This is a genomic window from Amycolatopsis ponsaeliensis (assembly GCF_030182635.1).
GTDB lineage: Bacteria > Actinomycetota > Actinomycetes > Mycobacteriales > Pseudonocardiaceae > Amycolatopsis > Amycolatopsis ponsaeliensis.
In genome coordinates this window covers 97366-118205 of the sequence record NZ_JAPZLD010000007.1, presented here as the reverse complement: position 1 = coordinate 118205, position 20840 = coordinate 97366, and the positions used below count along the sequence as shown (strand labels likewise).

Here is a 20840-nt window from a genome sequence, read left to right as displayed (position 1 = left end):
GGGGTAACCCACTCCTGGGGAGATGTGGCACCCGACAATGAACTTTGTTTTGCGCCACATCGAACGAGTGGCGGTGGGGTGGCGCACACGATTGTGTGTTTTCCTCGACATCCGCACCGCGCCCCCTTCCGGCGGGAGGCGGGCCGTGATCGGATCGTGCGGCGAGCGCGGTGCGACAGCGGGAGTGTGGGCGATGAACGACAAGGATAAGGCGCCGGAGTTCACGCCGTACCACCATCCGGCCGCCGGGTGGGGTGCGGCGAGGAGCGTCACCGAGTTCCTGGTCCGCGAGGGCGAACTCCTGGATGGTCCGCGCGCGATTGTGCGGATGAATCACGAAAACGGCGGTTTCGACTGCCCCGGATGCGCGTGGCCCGATGATACCAAGGGCCTGCATCTGGATATCTGTGAGAACGGCATCAAACACGTCACGTGGGAAATGACTCGCAAACGGGTCGGGCCCGAGTTCTTTACCGCCCACACGGTGCGCGAATTGTCGCGCTGGAGCGACGCGGACCTCGAGAGTCAGGGCCGGTTGACCGAACCCTTGCGCTACGACGCGGACAGCGACCGCTACGTCCCGATCTCCTGGCCGGACGCCTTCGCTCTCGTCGGCCATGCCCTGCGCACCCTCGACCACCCCGGTCAGGCGGCCTTCTACACTTCGGGCCGGCTCGGCAACGAGGCGACGTTCCTGTACCAGCTCATGGCCAGGGAACTCGGGACGAACAACCTCCCCGACTGCTCGAACATGTGTCACGAAGCGAGCGGGCGCGCCCTGCAGGCGGCCCTGGGAACAGGGAAGGGCACCGTCGACCTCAAGGACTGGGAGCTCACCGACGCTCTGTTCATCCTGGGTGTCAACGCCGCGTCCAACGCACCGCGCATGCTCACCTCGCTGGCGGAGGCCTACCGCCGGGGCGCGCAGATCGTGCACATCAACCCACTCATTGAGGCCGCCGCGACCCGGACGATCATCCCGCACGACTTCGCGAAGATGGCCACCTTCCGCGCCACCCGTACCGGGACCATGAACCTGCAGCCCCGTATCGGCGGTGACCTGGCCTTGATCCGAGGCATGGCCAAGGCGGTCCTGGAGCAGGCCCGAACCGACCCGAAAGCCCTCGACACGGAGTTCGTCGAGCGGCACACCTCCGGCTTCGCCGAGTACCGCGCCCTCTGCGAAACCACGTCATGGGAAGAACTCGAGCGCCAGTCGGGCCTCGGTCAGGCCGAGATGCGTGCCGCGGCCCAGGTCTACCGCGAGGCCGACCGGAGCATCATCAGCTGGTGCCTGGGCGTCACCCAGCACGAGCACGGCGTCGACACGGTCCGCGAGATCGTCAACCTGTTGCTGCTGCGAGGAAATCTGGGCCGGGAAGGTGCCGGGCCATCGCCCGTGCGCGGGCACAGCAACGTGCAGGGCAACCGGACCTGCGGCATCGACCACCGTCCGTCCGACGCCTTCCTCGACCGGCTCGGCGAGGTCTGCGGCATCACTCCACCCCGGGCGCACGGTCTCGACACGGTGGGCACCATCGAGGCCATGCACCGCGGTGAGGTGACGGTGTTCGTCGGCATGGGCGGCAACTTCGCCCTCGCCGCCCCAGACACGCCCTACACCGCTGCGGGCCTGCGCAAGTGTGAGCTGACGGTGCAGGTCAGCACCAAGCTCAACCGCAGTCACCTCGTCCACGGCCGGCAAGCGCTGATCCTGCCGTGTCTCGGCCGCACCGAGAAGGACAACCAAGCCGGGGGAGTGCAAGCCACCTCGGTCGAGGACTCGATGAGCATGGTCCACCTGTCCGTCGGAATGAAACGACCTGCCTCACCGCACCTGCTCTCCGAGCCGGCGATCATCGCCGGCATGGCCCGCGCGGCACTGCCGCACAGCGCCACCCCGTGGGAGGACTACGTCGAGGACTACGACCGGATCCGCGACACCATGGCCCAAGTGCTCGACGGCTTCGAAGACTTCAACCGACGGGTCCGGCTGCCCCTGGGGTTCCGCATCCGCCAACCTGCCCGCGAGTTGGTCTTCCGCACACCCTCGGGCCGTGCGGAGTTCTCCGCGGCCCGCCTGCCCGACGTCGTCCCCGCAGAGGGAACCCTCGCGCTGGGGACGATGCGGTCCCACGACCAGTGGAACACCACGATCTACTCGGACAACGACCGCTACCGCGGGATCAAGAACCTGCGCACGCTGATCTTCATGAACGCCGACGACATGCGTGAGCGCGGTCTGGGCGAGTTCGACGAGGTGGACATCACCAGCATCGCCAAGGACGGCAGCACCCGCTGCCTGCGCCGCTACAAGGTGGTGCCCTACGACATCCCGCGCGGCTGCGCGGCCGGCTACATGCCCGAAATGAACGTCCTGTGCGCCATCGGCGACTACAGCACCCAAAGCGATCAGCCGATCATGAAACACCTGAAGATCACGGTCCAGGCGTCGACCGGCGACTCGGCGAATAGTTAGTCGTCGCGACATAGGCCGCGGACGACGACCGCGGCCAGAACGCCGGTGCATACACCGATCAGGGTGTCGACCACCCGGTCGGTGAGCAGGGTCATCGGTTCGGCAGGCGCGGCGAGTTCAGTCATCACCATGATCAGCGGAGTGAAGAAGCCCAGGGCCAACCCGTAGTGGCGGACCATGAACAGCTCCGTCGGGAACAGCAACGCGATCACGAACAGCGCCAGCAGCGTCTCACCGAGGCGCGGCAGGAGCAGCAGTGCACTGACGCCGAGGCCGGCGAGCGTGCCCAGCATCCGGTGAATACTGCGGTCGATGACGCTGCGGATACCGGGGTGCAGCCGGTTGCGCACGTCTGCGGCGGCCAGCGGCACCGCGGCCGAGGCCATGGCCCAGTTCGCGTGTTCCACACCGAGCAACAAGCCGCACGAACCGGCGGCCGAGATCGCCAGCGCGTAGCGCGCCGAATGGATCGCTACACAGCTCAGTCGCCACCCCGGTCCGCAGGCCGCTCGTCCGCACGCGGAGCCTGACCCGGATAGGGGATCTTCGGTGTGTGGTCGTGGCGCCCCGGCGAACCCGATGAGGACACAGAAAACGATCGTCGCGACGCAGATCGACAATGCCACCCAAGGCGCGACCCTGTCGACCGGAACCACGGCGGTGGCGCCGAGTGCGAATATCCCGAAGAAGGGCCCCCGCGGGCTGAGGCCGAGCCGGTTCGTCACCAGCGCGGCCACGCACGCGAAACCGGCCTCGACGACCACCAGGACCCATGGCCGGGCGTGGTAAGCCGCCAGGAAGACGCCCGTCGCAACACCGATCAGCAGCACCAGACCGGCCTGCACCTGGTGCCGGAGACGAAGTGGGCGAGATTCGGCCCGCCCGTACATGCCCGCGAATGAGCCGAGAACGGCGTAGATCATCAGATCAGGCCGCCCTGCCAGCAGCAGCGCCAGCCCGGGAACGAGCAACCCGGCGCCGACCCGGCCCGCGTGCAGCCACTCGCCGGCAGCGGGACCTCGCCCTGCGAGCAGACCTGCCAGCGGCGGAGCTGCAGGCAAGAAAGGCTCCGATCGTCTTATCTCCGGTATCGATGGCGATTCTGCCAGCCGGCAAGGCTTGAGTGCTCCGGAAGATCCTGTGGTGTGCAACAGAATTCTTTGTGTGCCGACTGCTTTCGTACATGCGACAGTCAAGCCGACGACGAAGATGGGCCGTGGAGGGCAGCGCCATGCGGCAGCAGGTACTGGTGGGCTGGGTCTACGCCGACCCCGCTGCGGAAGACGGCGTCCGGGTCCTGGTCGACCGTCTCTGGCCACCGCGCCTGAGCGAGGACAGCGCGCGTCTGGGCGAGTGTGCAAGCAGATCGCCCCGTCGGCCGAACTGTCCACCTGGTTCGGCTGCGATCCGGCCCGCTTCGTCGAGTTCGCCCGCCGGTACCAGCTCGAACTCCATGCACCTGTGCGCGCCTCAGCCCTCAACAGCCTGTGCGAACTCGCGCGCCACCAGACGGTCACCCTGCTCACCGCGATCAGGCACATCGAGGTCAGCCAGGCGACCATCTTGGCCGACCTCGTCACGACTCGCATTGGGGCGTGACGGCCCCACGTGCGGCTCCGACATCGGGGTCTCCGCCTCCGCATGGGGCCGGGACCTACTTTCGTCCGCGACCGGCCATCCCAGCGCGAGTTCGGTGACCAATCGATCGAAGATGGGCGTGACCGAGGCCGCCGGCGAACTCATTCGTGTTCCTGTCGCGGTACGGTGCCGGTCGGCAAGCGGTGTGTACTTCGGGCGGCACCGCCGACCTCACGGACGGTCGGCCCGCGCTGCTCGGATTCGGCCTCGGCCGCGCGGTAGGCCTGCCGTGGAGCGAGCGCCGATCAGGCTCGGAGACAAGCACCGCGTCGTCAGCTCGGTGCGTTGGCGAAGGCTGCACAGCCCGGGACCGGCTCGATCGTGAGGCCGGTGGTGTCGACGACGTACTCGAATTCGTCGCGGTCGCGATTGCGGGCCAGCAACCGGTCCGGGGCGACCAGTGCGGTCCAGATCGCGCCGGGCAGCCGGCCGCCGAAGCCGCCTGCGGCGTAGGTGCGGGCGACGTCGCGTGAGTCGGTCCAGGACCAGTCATCGCGCCGGTCGGCCACCGACCCGCGGTACAGCTGCTGTGGCGCGGTGGGACGCGGGACGCGGTGACCGTCCTCGGTGTAGCCGGCCGCAGCAAATAGGCCCCGCCACTGGTCACGGCTGAGGATGCGGTCCGGATACTCGGCCCCTGACCACACGAGCCCGACGACCTGGCCCACGTCGAGATCGGTGACCAGGCGATGCTGGTGCAGGGCATCGAGCAGGACCGGGCCCTCGTCGCCCGACACCCGGAACAGGGCGACCGTGAACTCCTCGGCGCTCAGGACGGCGCCGCGGTCGATCAGCGAGGTGGTCAGCCCGACCACATCGAGGATGGCCGGAATACCGACCTCGACGTCGTCGCCTGACGGCAGAGGTGTCGTGCTCGGGCCTAGATCTGTAGCCGACATGACGCCTCGCAGTTGGGAATCGACGATCTCGCGTGTGCCTGGCCAGGATCCTAGCTCCAGGCACACCGCTGTGACCTCAGGTGCCCTGTCCGCCTGAAGCTTGCGAGTGTGAAGCTTCTGACCTGCGGCTCTCAATGTAGGTCCGGACGATTTCGGGCCTGCCGTCCGGATCTAGTTTGCGGATTCGGCGTGGTCGCCAAACTGTGATCGCGCTTGAGGACCAAGTCCGAGCTCGTGGCGGCAGGAGTCGATCAAGCCTTCGAAGGCAGCGTTGAACGCTCGGACGAAGCCTTCGTAGTCTGGCTTCTCGCCGTCCGGGGGTCGAAGCTCGGGTGCATACCAGATGGCGAGATCCTTGCAGGCACCGATCAGCTGCCTTCCCGCTGCGTCGACCGCGGTGCTGCTCCCGATCATGACCAGCGTGTAGACGTCGTGGAGTTCGTGGTGGATCCGCTGGAAATCCTTCTGTTGGGCAGGGTCGTCAACTACGGCTGGATTCTCGATCGGTGCGTGAAACTTGGGTTCCAAGGCGAGCATCACGGTGAACAGCCGCGTGTAGGCAGCGTGTCGTTCGGCGCGCCAGGCAAGGTTGACGTCGCGATCATGCTGTAGCCGCAGCTTTTCCATTTCGCGATCGTGGCGAAGGTCTTCCCGTTCGCGCTCACGTTGCCAGCGGCGGTCTTCGCGTCGTGAGGCGATGAGCTGGCCGCCCCAGCTGCCAGCGAGAGCGCCGGCGAAGCCCAGCACTGCTGCCCACCAGGTCATGAGTCCCCCTGTTCACCGGTGTTGACGAGCGAGCTGTTCCAGTTTGCGTGACTCACTCTCTCGAAATCGAGCAAGTGAAGGAGTGACGCAGGCGGCCAGTCGTTGAGCAGAGGCTTGAGGTTCGAGCGGAGCGGGTTAGTGGGAATCGGCGACTTCGCCATGAGGCGCGCCTCGGTGTCCGACAACGTGCGCCCGCTGGTCGCGTGGCGGTGACCGCCTTCCCTCTCGGGCCGGGAAACGGGTTCGACGGCGAGTGCGAGGTAACGTGTCCCTATGTGGTTGTCAAGCCGCAGCTGCAGCAACGCAAAGCCGTCGCTGAGCAGGTTGAGGGGATACTTGATGCGCACCCTCTTGCCGGGGTCCTGACCTCGATGCCCGGCATCGGCGTCAGGACCGCCGCAAGGATCTTGCTCGAGGGTGACGCCTCGAACTTCGCCAGCTCCGGGCACCTGGCCGCCTACGCCGGCATCGCCCCGGTCACCCGCAGCTCCGGATCGTCGATCAGAGGCGAGCATCCGGCTCGGACCGGCAACCGGAAGCTGAAACGGGCGTTCTTCCTCGCTGCGTTCGCGGCCCTGCACGACCCGACCAGCAGGGCCTACTACGACCGCAAAGTGCGCCACGAGGCGCTTGATGTTCGAGTGGAGGTGAGAGACCTTCGCCGCCCGGCCGTCGCAGCGGCCGGGGTGAAGCTGGGAGCAGCCTGATCCGGGGAACGCCGGGGAGGGTGGGAAGCAGCTCCGACAACGTCGGGACGCGCCAGTACTGCCAGATGGTGCGGGTCCGGCTAGCGAGGCCAGAGGGTACAGCGCAAGCGAACCAGTGGATGACGCCCCGTAAGCGTAGTACCGGCTCCAACCTGGCGGATGTGGGCCGGGATGCAGTGCGCGGTCCCTGTTTTGCGAGGGGACCGACTCCGACACCGCGTTTGTCGACCGGTGCGGAGGCCACGCCGAATGTCTGCGGCGTAGGCGTGGCGATGCTGCCGGGGTAGAGCTGGGTGCCTGCCTGGCCGATCGAACATCGAGCGAACGTGGGAACCGCCCCCGCCCGCCCTCACTGCCGGGCAGCCAGCCCGGCAGCGGGCAGGTCCGTTGCCGATCGATGGGCGTGGGGCGGGACGGAGGTCTCGTAGTAGTCCGAGCGCGCGAGAGGCGCGTACATGGCGAAGGAGACCAGCAAGTCGGCAAGGAGGATGCTGGAATGCCGGGAGGCCACGGGTGAATACCCGAGATCCGGAATCGGTCCTGTATTGGGCCGAGCGCCGGGTACTGGAGATCCAGACCAAACTGCACCAATGGGCAGCCGACGATCCTCATCGCCGGTTCGATGATGTGTTCAACCTCGTCACCGACCACGCTTTCCTTTTGGTGGCATGGGATCGGGTGCGGAGCAACAAGGGGTCGCGCACGGCCGGAGTGGACGGCAAGACCGCCCGCTACATCGAAGCCGTGACCGAGGTCGAGGAATTCCTCGACCAGCTGCGTTGCCAGCTCAAACAGCGCAGCTTCCGCCCGGTCCCGGTCCGAGAACGGATGATCCCCAAGGCGAACGGCAAGATGCGTCGCCTGGGCATCCCGACCACGGCCGACCGGGTGGTCCAAGCGGCCCTGAAACTGGTGCTGGAACCGATCTTCGAGGCGGATTTCCACCCGTGTTCCTACGGGTTCCGTCCCGGACGCCGGGCGCAGGACGCGATCGCCGAGACGTGGTTTCTGGCCAAACACTCCTATGATTGGGTGGTCGAGGGCGATATCGAGGCATGCTTCGACATGATCGACCACACGGCCCTGATGGACCGGGTGCGACATCGTGTCGGGGACAAACGCGTGCTGGGCCTGGTGAAGGCGTTCCTGAAAGCGGGTATCCTCAATCGGGACCGGCAGTTCAGGAACACCGAGACCGGCACTCCGCAGGGAGGCATCCTCTCCCCGCTGCTGGCCAACATCGCCCTGTCGGTCCTGGACGAACACTTCGCCCAGATCGAGGGCGGTCCAGCCACCCGCGAGTGGGAGCGCCGCAAACGACGGCAACGGGGCCAGGCCAACTACCGGCTGATCCGGTATGCGGATGACTTCCTGGTCATGGTGTCCGGCGACCGCGAGCACACCGAGCAGGCGCGCGACGTGGTGGCGGCGGTCTTGGCGCCGATGGGTCTGCGCCTGTCGGAGGCCAAGACGATGATCACCCATGTCGACGAGGGCCTCGATTTTCTCGGCTGGCGCATCCAGCGTCACCGCAAGCGAGGCACTAACCGGCAGCACATCTACACCTACCCGGCCAAGAAGGCTCTCGAGGCCGTCGTGGCCAAGGTTAAGATGATCTGCCGGCAGAACAACAACGAACCCTTGGCAGTCCTGCTGCGCCGGCTGAACCCGGTGCTGCGGGGTTGGGCCACCTACTTCCGGGCCGGGGTGTCCGCCTCGACGTTCCAATACCTGTCCAAGTACGCCTGGGAACGGGTGATGGGCTGGATCAGGCGCAAACACCGGAAGATCACCTGGAAGGAACTTCGACGCCGCTTTTGCGGCGGCGAGTGGTGGCCGACCGACGGTCGGTCGTATCTCTTCGATCCCGGGAGGATGCGGATCATCCGCTACCGCTACCGCGGAACGAAGATCCCGACACCGTGGACCGCCACGAGCTGAGGGCCACTGGCCACCCTGCCGGGACTTGTGGAGAGCCCGGTGCTCAGTAATGGGCACGCCGGGTTCGGCGGGCGGCCCGAGGAAACGGACCAGTCGAAAGGCTGACACCGCGCCTCGGGCCGACCCAACAAAACCCGCGGAGCCGGCCACAACGCCGCGCTGCGCCAGCTCGCCAACCGACTCGTCGGCATTCTCCACGGCTGCCTCAAAACCGGCGCGCTTTACGACGAGCAGACTGCCTGGTCGCATCACGCCGAGAACATCGCTGCTTGACATCTACGCTCCTGGGATGTCTCTTAGCGTTCGACGTGCGCGGGGACGACCAGCACAGCGCCTGCAGGTTCTCGTCGTCCCAGGGATCAGCCCCGCGTGCGCGGGGACGACATCACCAACCTCTACACCTACAACCAAACCGGAGGAGCAGCCCCACGTGCGCGGGGACGACCGCCTGAAGGACCGGATGAAGGTCCGCGAGGGCGGACCAGCCCCGCGTGCGCGGGGACGACTAGCAGACCCGGCCGCGCCCGAGCCGCTGGTATGGACCAGCCCCGCTTGCGCGGGGACGACCCGCGCAGGTGCGACGGCCGGGTCTGCGGGTGGGGACCAGCCCCCCGTGCGCGCGACGACCAGGACGCGGTGAACCTGCTGTGGGCGCAGCTGGGACCAGCCCCGCGTGGCGGGGACGACGCGAATGCAGCCGTCTGGGCAGCGCGCGGCAGCGGACCAGCCCCGCGTGCGCAGGGACGACGACCGGCTGCCGTCGGCGACCTACGCTACCGACGGACCAGCCCCACGTGCGTGGCGACAACCACAGCCGTGGTGCAAGGTTCGAGTCACAGTGGGGACCAGCCCTGCGTGCGCGGAGACGACATACGCCGGGGTGTCTCAGCCACACGGTGCCGGGACTACCCCGCATGCGCGGGACGCCAGCAGGACAGGTAGCGCCTTGTCCGCGGGCGACCGGACCAGCCCTCGCGTACACGGAGACGAATCAAGAAGACCTCGACGAGATCGTGGTCAGGTCCGGAGTAGCTCCGCGTGCGCGGGGGCACCGACCTAAGGTCTCGCCCGGCGGACCTGGCTGGAACCAGCCATGCACGGGGACTACGCGACTCGCGTGCGGAACGCGGCACGTCGAAAGGATCCAGCCCGCAAGCGTGAGTACGACGCCATGCCGTTCGGCAACAGGTCCAAGGTGACGGGAATTGCCCGCGTGCGCGGAGGCAACTTCCTGGTCGCCGGGTTCGGCGTGGTCAGCGAGGGACCAGCTCCGCGTACGGGGACAACCTGCAGCCCACCGGGCAGGCCATCATGGCTGGCGGACCCGCCCGCGTAGGCGGGGATGACTACAGGTCGGCCAAGGGGTGAACGTCTTGCTCTGGACCAGCCCCGCCTGCGCGGGGACAACTGGTAGAAGTCGGCCATCCGGTTGAACGCCTCGGGGCCAGCCCCGCCTGTGCGGGGACGACCAGGACGCGGTGAACACGCTCACCGTTATGGGGGGACCGGGCCCGCCTTTGCGGAGACGACGGCTACGGCGGGCTCGACGTCGCCCTGTTCCAGGGACCAGCCCCGCCTGCGCAGGGACGACATCTTCGCGGTTAACCTTGCCGGCTGAGAACCGGGACCAGCCCCGCGTGTGCGGAGACGACTAGGCGCGCGTGCCCCCCTCTTCGAAGAACATCGGACCAACCCCGCCTGTGCGGGGACGACGCGGTCTCCGACCCGACCGTGTATCTGCATACGGGACCAGCCCCGCTGTGCGTGGACGACCACCCAGAGCAGACCGACCGGATCTGGCACAGCGGACCAGCCCCGCCCCACGGGGACGACACCGTGGCCGTAGCAGCCGACGTCTACATGCCGGGACCAGCCTCGCTGCGCGGGGACGAAATACTTGCTGACCTGCAACGTTAGCATTGAAACAGTGTTCTACATCTACTTCGCCCCTTCGATTCCGTCGCTCGCCGCCGGAGGCGACGAACATGAACGACCAGGGTCGCGCGAGCTCGCGCTCGCGGCCCGCAGTCGACGATCCACAGACTCGCGGTGCATACCGGGGCCGACTCGGTCGTCGAGTGCGATGACCAGCGGCTCGACCTCGACAAGGTGGCTGATGAAGTACTGATAGATCAGTTCCTTGGCGCGTACATCCGACGCGGTCTCGTCGTTTTGGCCCTCGAGCCGCTGAGTGGAGACGAGCAGGACTGCGTGATCGTCATTGACGACGGCTTGGAGGTTAGCGAGCACGATGAGGTCAAGCGCTGGTGCGCCATCGACGACGGCAAGTACCGGGCCAGGCAGCGCAGCGAGGGACCTCACTTCCTTCGAGGTGATCGCCGTTACCGCGAACCGGCATGAGCACCAGCCAAACCATCTGGCGTGGTCGGGTTGGGTCCGCTGTAAGCGACACGGTCAACCCCTTCAGGTTGCGGTCGTCGGCCTACCTGCGAACTGGATACCCCCGTTGGCCAGAACCTCGGCCGAGTGGTTACCCACCGAGCTACATGCAGCGTCAGGGGTTAGACAGACCGGTTTGGACGCTCCACGAGCGGGGGCACGAACCCTTGAGGTACATGTTGTGGATCTCGAGATACGGGTTATGCTGAAGTGGTACACATTCGTTACCATACTGTTAGCAGTAGGTTTTCGCTTACGGGAGGACGAAGCCGCAAGCTCTTGCGCGTAACACTCGCCTCGGCAGTGGCGTCTTAGGCGTCGCCGGGACGACGTATTGGGAGGTGCGGCGAAGCTGGAGTAGTGGAAGATCGCCCAGGCACAGCGATCTTGTCACTTTAGGTAATCGGCTGTATACTTCAGGTAAATGGAAGGATATCCACCAGCTTCAACTCCTGAGGAAAGCGCAGAGATTGAGGGAAGTTCAGTAGGCATACCCGGCATGGAAGGTGGCGACGCTACGATGGGATCAGCAACGGCGAGAGCGGGCGATGTCGAGCGGCAGGTCCTGGAAGATCTCATTGATCAATCGGGCGAAGGATCTACCCGAATCTCAAGCTTCGTCTCATCCATGATCGCCCGCGGGTATACGCGCGAGCGCGCCGTGGCTCATCTGCATCGTCAGGTTGATGAAGGTAACGTAGCGTTCGATAGCTTATTCCATATTGTTCGGAGATAGATCAAGTTTTGTTCACAACGAGGGAGTGGACGATCGAAGCCCGGGAAGCTCGACGATCAGGCCGTAACGTAACTGACACCTCGAACCGTCGCGCAGCGCAACGCGACAGGGACAGGATCTTGTACGCCGAGAGCTTTCGTAGACTGGGTGGCGTTACGCAAGTGGCTCTCGGTGCGCCGGACATGTCGTTGCACAACCGGCTTGTTCACTCCCTGAAGGTCGAGCAAGTAGGCACCTCCCTCGTTTCTCGGCTGTTGTATCGCTATGAGGACTTGAAGGGTGAGCTTGACCCCTACGTGGTCGGGGCTGCCTGTTTGGCGCACGACTTGGGGCATCCTCCTTTCGGGCATGCCGGCGAGCAGGAGTTGCAGAACCTTCTCACCTGTAGCGATCATCGGAAGACTCCGCGCACGTATGTGCAGCGAAAAGACCAGCCCTGCCCAAGGTGCAAGCTGGAAGATAGCTTCGAGGGAAACGCACAATCGTTTCGCATCCTGACTGCATTGGCGGTGCATCGTAGTCTGAGTGATGATCCTGAAGGACCGATCGGCTTGGACCTGACTCGCGCCACTTTGGCTGCGTGTAGCAAGTACCCATGGACGCGTGGAGCGGAGAAGCGGAAGCGCGGCAAGTGGGGTGCGTACGACTGCGACATCCGCGCCCTGCGGTGGGTGATGGGCGGCGACAATAGTGACCCGTCACTCGAAGCTCAGGTAATGGATTGGGCGGACGACATTTCTTATGCCGTCCACGATATTGAAGATTTCTTTCGCGTTGGGCTGATTCCGATTGATGACTATCGCCAGAACAGTGAGCGGCTTGAAAAATTTCTCAACTATATTCAGGATCCATCTGCGCTCGGTGAACTAGAGCGGGAGGTCCTGGACGCCTTTGATCAGCTGCTCGATTTGTTCCCGAAAGCGCGATTTGACTCGACGACCAGCGACATGATTGCTATTGACAACTTGCGCTCTCGCCTTCTCTCGCAGTTCATCGAGGCCGTGACGGTCGATGAGTCTCAGGACTTAGTCCGCGAGAAGGTGCAGGAGCAGATCAACTCTATTTTGAAGCAAATGATCTGGTATCACATCATTGACGAGCCAAGGCTCGCCAATATACAGGCTGGTCAGCAGCGAGTCCTCCGCGATCTTTTCGAGGCCTTTGATAAGTCTGCCGCTGACGCCTACGACGGCACGACCGGTACCGACATCGATGAACACCGGTTGCGTCGGCTGCCGTTTGGCCTGCGGCGTGCAATCCGCCTTGGCTTGGAGCAACGTGAGAAAGACGAAGGCAACGGGTGGCACTCCGGCTACACCCGTCAACAGCAGATCCTGCGCGGGGTGGTCGACTACCTTTCTGGGCTCAGTGACGCCGAGGCGTACACGTTGCACGCGGTTCTCCGCGGCCGGGAGGTAGCCGGTCACCTGTGAGGATGGCGGGTACCAGCGGCTGCGGCCATGGCGCTCGCTCATGCCTGAGCCCACCTGAGGGCATCGGCCACGATGAGGATGGTTCCTTCGCGCAACCTGACGACCGTTGTCTCGGGTGTGGTGTCGGCGAATGCCACGCGGCTAGCGCCCTGGGCTGTGGTCTCAATCTTGTCCTAGCCCCGCTGCGCGGGGACGACCCGGGCAAGCGTCTCGACGTCGGGAATTTGCTGGGACCAACCCCGCGTGCGGGGACGACCGCCCGAAGTGGCCGTCCATGGTGGCCCGTCGGGAGAGGGCCCCGTCGGACCAGCCCCGCCTCCGCGGGGACGACAAGTCGGGGGATCGGAAGAAGCTACGCGACCGCGGGACCAGCCCTGCCTGCGCAGGGACGACCTGGCGAAGAAGGTCGACGCGCTCGACGCGTTCGGTCAAGCCTCGCTTGCGCGGGGACGACTCGACCAGGAAGTACAGGCCGGCCGGGAAACCGGGACCAGCCCCGCCTGCGCGGGGAACACAACCCGGAGCCGACCAGCGATGCCGGCCAGCGCGGACCAGCCCCACGCCCGCGCGGGACGACACGATCTCGTGTAGCGCGATGTAGTCATCCTGCGGGTTAGCCCGCCTGCGCGGGGACGACCGCAATTCCGAGGGACCTGTCCGAGGTCCGCACCGGACCAGCCCCGCTTGCGCGGGGACGACCCCCGTCACCGTGGCGTTCAAGCAGGACGGCCCGGAACCAGCCCCGCCTGCGCGGGGACGCTCGGACGGCAAGCTCGGTCACAACCCGCATGGGGGAGCAGCCCCGCCTGCACGGGGCGACTACGCCGGCATAGCGGCCAACGGGAAGAAGCGAACCAGTCTCGCGCGGGGACGACGGGCTCACCGGATCGGAAGAAAGTATATGGCGGGACCGGCCTCGCCTGGCGAGGAACACGGGGTGAACCCTGAGGCGGTCCGTGAGGTGGTGGGACCAGCGCCGCCTAGACGGGGACGACAACTGCCGCCTCTTCCTTCGCGTGTTCGACTTGTTGTCAGCCCCCGCCTGCGCGGGGGACATCAGACCACGGCCGTGCAGGTTGTCGCCGGCCAGGGACCAGCCCTGCCTGCCCGGGGATGACACGTAGGGCTGGCCGCATGGCTCGCCGGTGACCGGACCAGCCCCGCCTGCATGGGGGACGACGAGGCCCAACCGGCTTCGAGGCCCGTGGACTCGGGACCAGCCCCGCCTGCGCGGGCACGACTCGGTGGCGCTGGGCAACCTGTCCGCGGTCGACGGATCAGCCCCGCGTGTGCGGGGATGATGGACATCCCCTGATGTTGTGCCTGGCCGCGGCGGGATCAGCCCCGCCTGCGCGGGGACGATCACGGCAAGCCGACGCTCATGGTGGTCGACGACGGATCAGCTCCGCCTGCGCGGGGACGATCACGGCAAGCCGACGCTCATGGTGGTCGACGACGGATCAGCTCCGCCTGCGCGGGGATGTTACTTGCTGACCTGCAACGTCAGCACTCGAAACAGTGTTTTACATTCGCTTCGTCCCTTAGGTGATCTGACCCGGACCAGCTAAGGCGGCGACCAATGCCCACGGCGGAGGCGAATCACGTGAGTGAGATTCGCTGCGGGGCCCAGCGGGACTTCTGGACGAGCCCGGTCAGGACCGCACGGTCAAGCACCTTCAGGAGCTGGCGCGGATCGCGCCGGCGCCGGGAACTCCGGTCGTCTCCGAGGCCGCCTTGATGCTCGCACGGGTGCTGCGGTGGCTGATCGACGCGTGCGCCGAAACCGAGCGCGCGAAAGTTCGCCAGAACCTGGATCGGGCGCCTCGATGGGCCAGTGTTGGTCGACCGGCTGTCCGGACGTCTGGCTGAGACCGTACCCGTAGTTCTTCCCGTGTGGGTCTTCCAGGAACGCAACAGCCACAGCGGCGAGCGCTCTCGTCTTCCTCATCTGCTTAACCTACATACATAGACCTCCAAGCAGGCCGCGGCTGGTGGCGGCGGGGGAGCGGGACGTCGACATCGCGCTGATCTTCGGCATCGGCGTCGAGACCGTGCGGGGTTATCTCGACCGGATCCGCGAGAAGACGAGCGAATGGCGACCGGGAGATGCCGGAGCCAGGCGCGGCAATGGAGCCTGAGTGACATGCACGGCGCGCACCGGCTCCCGCCGCCGTCGCAGGCGACGATCGGGATGTCCGGGCAGATCGCCACGCTTCGGCCTGAGCCCCGAGGGCTCCGCCCGGGCGCCATGAGGCGGTGCACGCCTGTCCGCTCGAGCTTATGCGCGCTGGCGGCCGAGTCATCGTGTGGTCGGTCACGGCCGACCGGCTACCCGAGGAGTGTGGCCAAGAGGGGCCGACCAGGTTGCCCACGTGCAGAGCGACGGCTAAGGGGTCATATCGTCGAAGTCATACGAATAGGTGTGGCAACCTGCAGTGCAAACGTGCGTCTGCGCAGTAGCATGCTCTCATGCTGATCCGCTTCGAAGCGGCGAACTTCCGGTCGATCGCCGCTGCCGTGGAGTTGTCCATGGTCGCGATCGACCGGGAGCGTGAGGCGACTCGTGTGGTCCCGATGCTGGGCGAGAGCCTGCTCGCTGTCGCAGCCGTGTACGGTCCGAATGCCTCCGGGAAGTCAAACCTCATCGCCGCGTTCCATTGGCTGCGGGAGGCTGTCCAGCACTCCCTCCGCATCTGGGACGATGAGATTGCGATCGAACCGTTCGCCTTCGACGGCAATCCGGATGCGCCCAGTGAGTTCGTGGTCGAATCCACGATCGACGGCGTCAGGTTCGAGTATGTGCTCGAGGTGACCAGTGAGCGCGTCGTCTACGAAGCGCTCTTCCACTATCCGGAAAAGAAGCGGCGCCGGATCTTCGAACGGGAGGGGCAGGAACTCAAGCTCCAGCGCGGTCTCGGCAACCTCTCCGGAACACGAGAGCTACTCACCGAGCGTGCCCTGGCGTTGTCGATCGCGCGTCGCTTCGACGAACCCACTGTGTCGAGGTTCGCACGTGATCTTCTCCGTACGCAGGTCCTCGGTCATGTCCCGCGACGAGTGCGCCCACGAGGCGGTGTCTACTTCGCCGGGGCACCGCACTCGGGAACCCGGGCGACCATGCGCTGGTTCGAAGAACGCGATCAACCGTCCCTGTTCGATGAGCGGGAATACGTCCCACCAGGACTCGGTGTCGACGACCGGGAGCGTGCGCTCGCACTTTTGCGACTCGCAGATCTCGGCATTGACGACGTCGTCATCACCCCTCAGGACGAGTCTCCGGATGGTCGTATCGTTCAGTCCCGTGTCAAGATGATCCACCGCGCGGCTGGTAAACATGCCGCCCTGGAATTCGCCGCAGAATCCGAAGGCACGCGAACGTGGTTCCAGCTTATCGGGCCAGTTCTCACCGCACTGTCGAATGGGTCACTTCTGCTCTTTGACGAGCTTGATGCGAGTCTGCATCCAACGTTGTCGGCCCAGCTGATCCAGTTATTCCATGATCCGGCGACTAACCCGCTGGGCGCCCAGCTGATATTCACCTCTCACGACACGAGCCTTCTCAATCATCTCAACCGCGACGAGGTGTGGCTAACGGAAAAGACCCCTGACGGTTCGACTCGCCTCGGGGCCTTGGCTGATTTCGCCGGTGAGCGGGTTCGGCAGTCACAAAACCTCGAGCGGGCCTATCTTCACGGGCGGTTCGGAGCCCTGCCGGACGTCGATCAAGCAGAGTTGCTCCGATCGTTGGGCTTGATCGGATGAGTCCACGTCCGTCCCGTCGCACACAGGCTAAGTCGCTCAGGAGGTCTGCGGGGCATCGGCCGGAGCGCAGGACCATCGTGGTGTTCACTGAGGGGAAGAACTCCGAACCGGACTACATCAACGGCCTGAAGAAGCTGCCGCATATCGCCGAGAACGTGGCGATGAACATCGAGATTCACCCCGATCACGGCGTCCCGCTGACGTTGGTTCGGCTGGCAGCAGACAAGATTGTCGATGACGAGATCGACGAGTGCTGGTGCATCTTCGACGTCGAGTGGCCGAAAAACCACCCCAATCTCGAACAGGCGCTCGCGCTGGCCAAGAAGGCCAGCGTGCGGCTGGCGATCTCCAACCCCTGCTTTGAGGTGTGGCTGATTCTTCATCATCAGCAGTTCAGCAAATTCGCCAACACCGACGAGGTGGAGAGTGCCAGCCGCAAACTCGATGGCCGGCCAGGCAAGAGCATCGACGCAGCAACCTACATGCCACTGCGGAAAGAGGCCTCGAAACGAGCCAAGCTGCTGGAAAAACGCCATGACGACAATGGCACGTGGTTCCCTCATGACAATCCTTCGTCCGGCATGCATCACTTTCTCTTAGCGGCAGAGGGAGAAGGCGAAGGCGATACTGCGCCGTAACCTGCCAGGACGCTGACGGGCGACGTAACGGCTCGTTCGCGGGATTCCCGCCTGCGCCGGAGGCGGGAATCCCGCCTCCATTCCCGTGGAGCAGGGAGGTCAGCGCGGGTTTCGCGGTGATGGATCTCGAGCGTCAGGACGCGGCCGCGCTGGAGCTCACTCTTGGGGCGTGTTCCGGCAGTTCACCCGCGGCGCCGGCCGGCTGCGCCACACCGCCTGGCGCGGCCTGCGCGAGGACCGCAAACCCGCCGACGTCCTCGCCCCGCGCGCCTGCGAACGCGTCGACGCCGAAGCTGCCCCAGCATCTGGCCGGCGGTCGGCACCACGTCCGAACGAACCAGACCCTACTGCGGCCGCGTCGGCACCGCTGGGGCCGAAGGTCACCGTGCAGGCCGGAAACCTGCGTCTCACCTTGTCCAACCTCGACAAAGCAGCTGTATCCGTCGGTGTTCACCAAAGGCGAGGTCGTCCACTATTACTCTCGCGTCGCTGAGGTGCTGCTGCCACATCTCACCGGCCGCCCGGTCAAGTTCATCCGGTTCCCCGACGGCGTCGGTGCCGGCAAGCAACAGTTCTTCGAGAAGAACGTCCCTAACGGCGCCCCGGACTGGCTAACCACCGTCGCGCTCCCCAGCTCCGGCTCCCGCTCCGGCCGCGGCGAAGGCACCATCCACTACGTGCTGCGGGAGGAGCTGCCGGCGTTGGTGTGGGCGGCGAACATGGCGAGGCCTGCTCGGTGAGCCGGACCGTGGTGCGCGAAGCGGTGAATGTCCTGCAGGGACAACTCGGCCACTCGCGGACCGCGCGCTACGTAGGTCGGGGGCCCAGGCCTACGTACGCGGGGACGACCCAGCTTCGGTAGTCGACTGCCGGTCGGACAGGGGACCAGCCCCGCGTGCGCGGGGACGACAAGACGAAGGGCCTCGGCGGCGCGATCGAGGGCGGACCAGCCCCGCGTGCGCGGGGATGACGGTTCTAGGTCCGGGGTGTCGTAGGCCGGGCCGGGACCAGCCCCGCGTGTGCGGGCACGACCACCACAAGACGTTCGGGGATGAGCCCGAGCAGGGACCAGCCCCGCGTACGCGGGGACGACCGCAGCGTGCCCTTGCCGTTGGCGCCTTGGCCGGGACCAGCCCCGCGTGCGCGGGGACGATGGCTTCACCACCGACTGCTGGACTCAGGAGAACGGACCAGCCCCGCGTGCGCAGGGACGACGAGGTGTCAACGGCGTTCGAATTTTGACCCCGTGGCGACGGCCGAACCCGGACCCCCGCGTCGGTTGTTGATCTCTATTCGTTGGTCTTGCCGGCCGCGGGGACGCGGCCCAGGTCTCGGTCCTTCAGGCGGTAGCTGTCTCCCTTCATCGAGATCACGTCGGCGTGATGAACGAGCCGGTCGATCATTGCCGCGGCAACGACGTCATCACCGAAGACTTCACCCCATCGGCCGAACGGCTTGTTCGAGGTCACGATCAAACTCGCCCGTTCGTAGCGGGAAGACACCAGCTGGAAGAACAGGTTGGCGGCCTCGGCCTCGAACGGGATGTAGCCGACCTCATCCACGATGATCAACGGGATCCGGCCGAGTTTGACCAATTCCTGCTGCAACCGGCCGGCGTGATGGGCATCGGCAAGCCGAGCGACCCACTCGGCGGCAGTAGCGAACGCGACGCGATGCCCAGCCTGACACGCCCGGATGCCCAATCCGATCGACAGGTGCGTCTTGCCGGTGCCGGGAGGGCCGAGGAAGACCACATTCTCCTTGCCTGCAATGAAATCCAGTGTCCCAAGGTGGGTGATCGCGTCTCGCTTGAGTGAGCGCTGGTGGTCGAAGTCGAACTCCTCCAACGACTTGCGTGCAGGGAACCGGGCCGCCCGCACTCGTCCCTCACCGCCGTGGGACTCTCGGGCGGCGACCTCGCGCTGCAGACACGCGGCCAGGAACTCTTCATGCGACCAGCCTTCGGCGCGGGCCCGCTCGCCCAGCCGTTCGACCGCTCCAGCCAGCGACGGTGCCTTGAGCGCCCGGGTGAGATAGGCGATCTCGCTGGACACGTTGCGGCCGTTTCCGTTGGCGTTACTGGCTTTGGCGGCCATCAGGCGATCTCCTCGTTCTCGTCGTCGGCCAGACCGAACAGCTGGTCGTAGTCGGTCAGGCTGCGGTGCTCCACCGCCGTGTCGGCCGGCGCAACCGCGGCCAGCCGACGCGCCTGACGCAGCTCGGCGGCCGCGGCGGCGTGAGCGGGGTCGGTGATGCTCTGGTGCTCGGCCCAGCAGCGCTGGTGCTGGGCGACGACGCGACCGTCGCAGGTCACCACCACCTGCTCCAGGCCTGCGACAACCCCGACCCGGCGACCGACCACACTCGGGTGGACCGAGTAGTCGTTGGAGTCCAGCCGGACGTAGTGATCCCGCGGGAGCCGGGTCGTGGCCTGCCAGCCGACGACCGGGGCCACCGGCGGCAGCACCAGCATCGCGGCCCGGTCAGCCTCCCACCGGTCGATCGGCCGGCAGCCCAACCGGAGGTGCTGGCGCTGGTTGGCCCGCACCAGCCAGCCGGCGAGCTGGATGTTGAAGTCGGCCGGCGAAACAAAACTGCGGCCGGGCAGGAACGAGGTCTCCAGATAGCCGTTGGCCCGCTCGACCAGTCCCTTGGCCTCGGGGTCGGCGGGACGGCACTGGATGACCTTGATACCGAGGGTCCCGCGGAAGGCGTTCATCGCTTCGGTCAACTGCGGTTTGCCGCCGCGCCACTGGCCGACCGCGGACTCGTTGTCCCACACCAAGCTCTTGGGCACCCGGCCGAGTGCGCTGATCACCGCCCAGTGCCCGGCCAGCAGGTCCGGTGACTGGCGTGAGGGGATCATCGTCGCGGCCGTCATCCGCGAGTACCCGGACACCATCACCAGCACCGGCGGTCGCCCGACCTGCCCGAACCCGAGCGGGATATCGACCGGCGGGAACCACAGGTCGCACTGCGCGAGCTCGCCGGGCAGGTAGTCGGTCCGGCTGGCCGGATCCGGCGGGGCAAACAGCGGCCGCAGCTCTCGCACGCGCTCTTTGAGCACGGTCAGCGACCTGGTCCAGCCGATCCGCTCAGCGATCACGGTGGCAGGCATCGTCGGCCACAGCGCCAGCAGCTGCCGGATCTGTGGTTCGACCTCGTCCACGATCGACCCCTTGGCCGGCCGCTGGTACTGCGGTGGGGCATCGGCAGCCAGGGCCCGGCGAACGGTGTTACGGCTGATCCCGAGCTGACGGACGATGGCCTTGATCGGCATGCCCTCAGCCCGGTGAAGACGGCGGATCTCCGCCCAATCCTCCACGTTGAGCACTCCCTACTGTCGACGGGGGTCCGTTTTCACCCGTCGCCAGGGGGTCAGTTTTCACGCGTCGCCGACACGAGGCCGCGTTCTCGCTGGTGATCGCGATCTTCGGACCAG

At 66.0% G+C, this 20840-nt stretch carries 13 protein-coding genes, 3 pseudogenes and 1 CRISPR repeat array; of the genes and pseudogenes, 11 read left to right on the top strand and 5 right to left on the bottom strand.

Annotated elements, in window-relative coordinates:
- Positions 1-49: 49 nt before the first annotated feature.
- Positions 50-2479: an FdhF/YdeP family oxidoreductase gene (locus QQ657_RS12790; RefSeq protein WP_284742310.1), complete on the top strand. Its 2430-nt coding sequence runs from the start codon at positions 50-52 to the stop codon at positions 2477-2479.
- On the opposite strand, the gene QQ657_RS12785 is transcribed toward QQ657_RS12790, so the two are convergent.
- Positions 2476-3540 (bottom strand): FUSC family protein, encoded by a 1065-nt coding sequence (locus tag QQ657_RS12785; protein ID WP_284742309.1) that lies wholly within the window; start codon positions 3538-3540, stop codon positions 2476-2478. The two genes, QQ657_RS12790 and QQ657_RS12785, sit on opposite strands and share 4 nt — an antisense overlap.
- 292 nt (positions 3541-3832) lie before the next feature.
- Between QQ657_RS12785 and QQ657_RS12780 the strand changes: the two genes are divergently transcribed.
- A complete protein-coding gene (locus tag QQ657_RS12780) occupies positions 3833-4078 on the top strand; it encodes a DUF488 domain-containing protein (RefSeq protein WP_284742308.1) in 246 nt (81 codons plus the stop codon).
- 311 nt (positions 4079-4389) lie between these two features.
- On the opposite strand, the gene QQ657_RS12775 is transcribed toward QQ657_RS12780, so the two are convergent.
- Positions 4390-5016: a type 1 periplasmic-binding domain-containing protein gene (locus QQ657_RS12775; RefSeq protein ID WP_284742307.1), complete on the bottom strand. Its 627-nt coding sequence runs from the start codon at positions 5014-5016 to the stop codon at positions 4390-4392.
- 171 nt (positions 5017-5187) lie between these two features.
- Complete coding sequence (locus tag QQ657_RS12770) at positions 5188-5781, bottom strand: hypothetical protein (protein ID WP_284742306.1); 594 nt, start codon at positions 5779-5781, stop codon at positions 5188-5190.
- 284 nt (positions 5782-6065) lie between these two features.
- Here QQ657_RS12770 and QQ657_RS12765 point away from each other — a divergent pair.
- From QQ657_RS12765 to ligD, 9 genes and pseudogenes are all read left to right on the top strand, one after another.
- Positions 6066-6395: pseudogene (locus QQ657_RS12765) on the top strand (transposase); the annotation flags it as partial.
- A 606-nt stretch (positions 6396-7001) separates the two neighbouring features.
- The gene (gene ltrA, locus QQ657_RS12760) at positions 7002-8429 is read left to right on the top strand and encodes a group II intron reverse transcriptase/maturase (protein WP_284742305.1); all 1428 of its coding nucleotides are present in this window, start codon (positions 7002-7004) and stop codon (positions 8427-8429) included.
- 2049 nt (positions 8430-10478) lie between these two features.
- Entirely contained in the window at positions 10479-10790 is a 312-nt protein-coding gene (locus QQ657_RS12755; RefSeq protein WP_284742304.1) for a hypothetical protein, read from the top strand.
- Between the two features lie 783 nt (positions 10791-11573).
- Positions 11574-12998 (top strand): deoxyguanosinetriphosphate triphosphohydrolase family protein, encoded by a 1425-nt coding sequence (locus tag QQ657_RS12750; protein ID WP_284742303.1) that lies wholly within the window; start codon positions 11574-11576, stop codon positions 12996-12998.
- Between the two features lie 1617 nt (positions 12999-14615).
- Entirely contained in the window at positions 14616-14867 is a 252-nt protein-coding gene (locus tag QQ657_RS57060) for a DUF6218 family protein (protein WP_491047353.1), read from the top strand.
- A gap of 116 nt (positions 14868-14983) precedes the next feature.
- Positions 14984-15136, top strand: a pseudogene (locus tag QQ657_RS12745) (DNA-binding response regulator); the annotation flags it as partial.
- Positions 15137-15467: 331 nt separating this feature from the next.
- Positions 15468-16760: an AAA family ATPase gene (locus QQ657_RS12740; RefSeq protein ID WP_284742302.1), complete on the top strand. Its 1293-nt coding sequence runs from the start codon at positions 15468-15470 to the stop codon at positions 16758-16760.
- Positions 16761-16837: 77 nt separating this feature from the next.
- Complete coding sequence (locus QQ657_RS12735; RefSeq protein WP_284742301.1) at positions 16838-17398, top strand: RloB family protein; 561 nt, start codon at positions 16838-16840, stop codon at positions 17396-17398.
- A gap of 169 nt (positions 17399-17567) precedes the next feature.
- A pseudogene (ligD, locus tag QQ657_RS56945) lies at positions 17568-18123 on the top strand (non-homologous end-joining DNA ligase LigD); the annotation flags it as partial.
- A gap of 157 nt (positions 18124-18280) precedes the next feature.
- Positions 18281-18609: direct repeats of the CRISPR family, unit length 24 nt; unit sequence GGACCAGCCCCGCGTGCGCGGGGA.
- A 78-nt stretch (positions 18610-18687) separates the two neighbouring features.
- Here the strand turns inward: ligD and istB are convergent.
- Positions 18688-19494, bottom strand: coding sequence for an IS21-like element helper ATPase IstB (gene istB / locus QQ657_RS12725; RefSeq protein ID WP_284742299.1), 807 nt, complete (start codon positions 19492-19494; stop codon positions 18688-18690).
- On the bottom strand, positions 19494-20732 hold the full coding sequence (gene istA, locus QQ657_RS12720) for an IS21 family transposase (protein ID WP_284742298.1): 1239 nt from the start codon (positions 20730-20732) through the stop codon (positions 19494-19496). Before istA ends, istB begins: the two co-directional genes overlap by 1 nt.
- Positions 20733-20840: the final 108 nt, after the last annotated feature.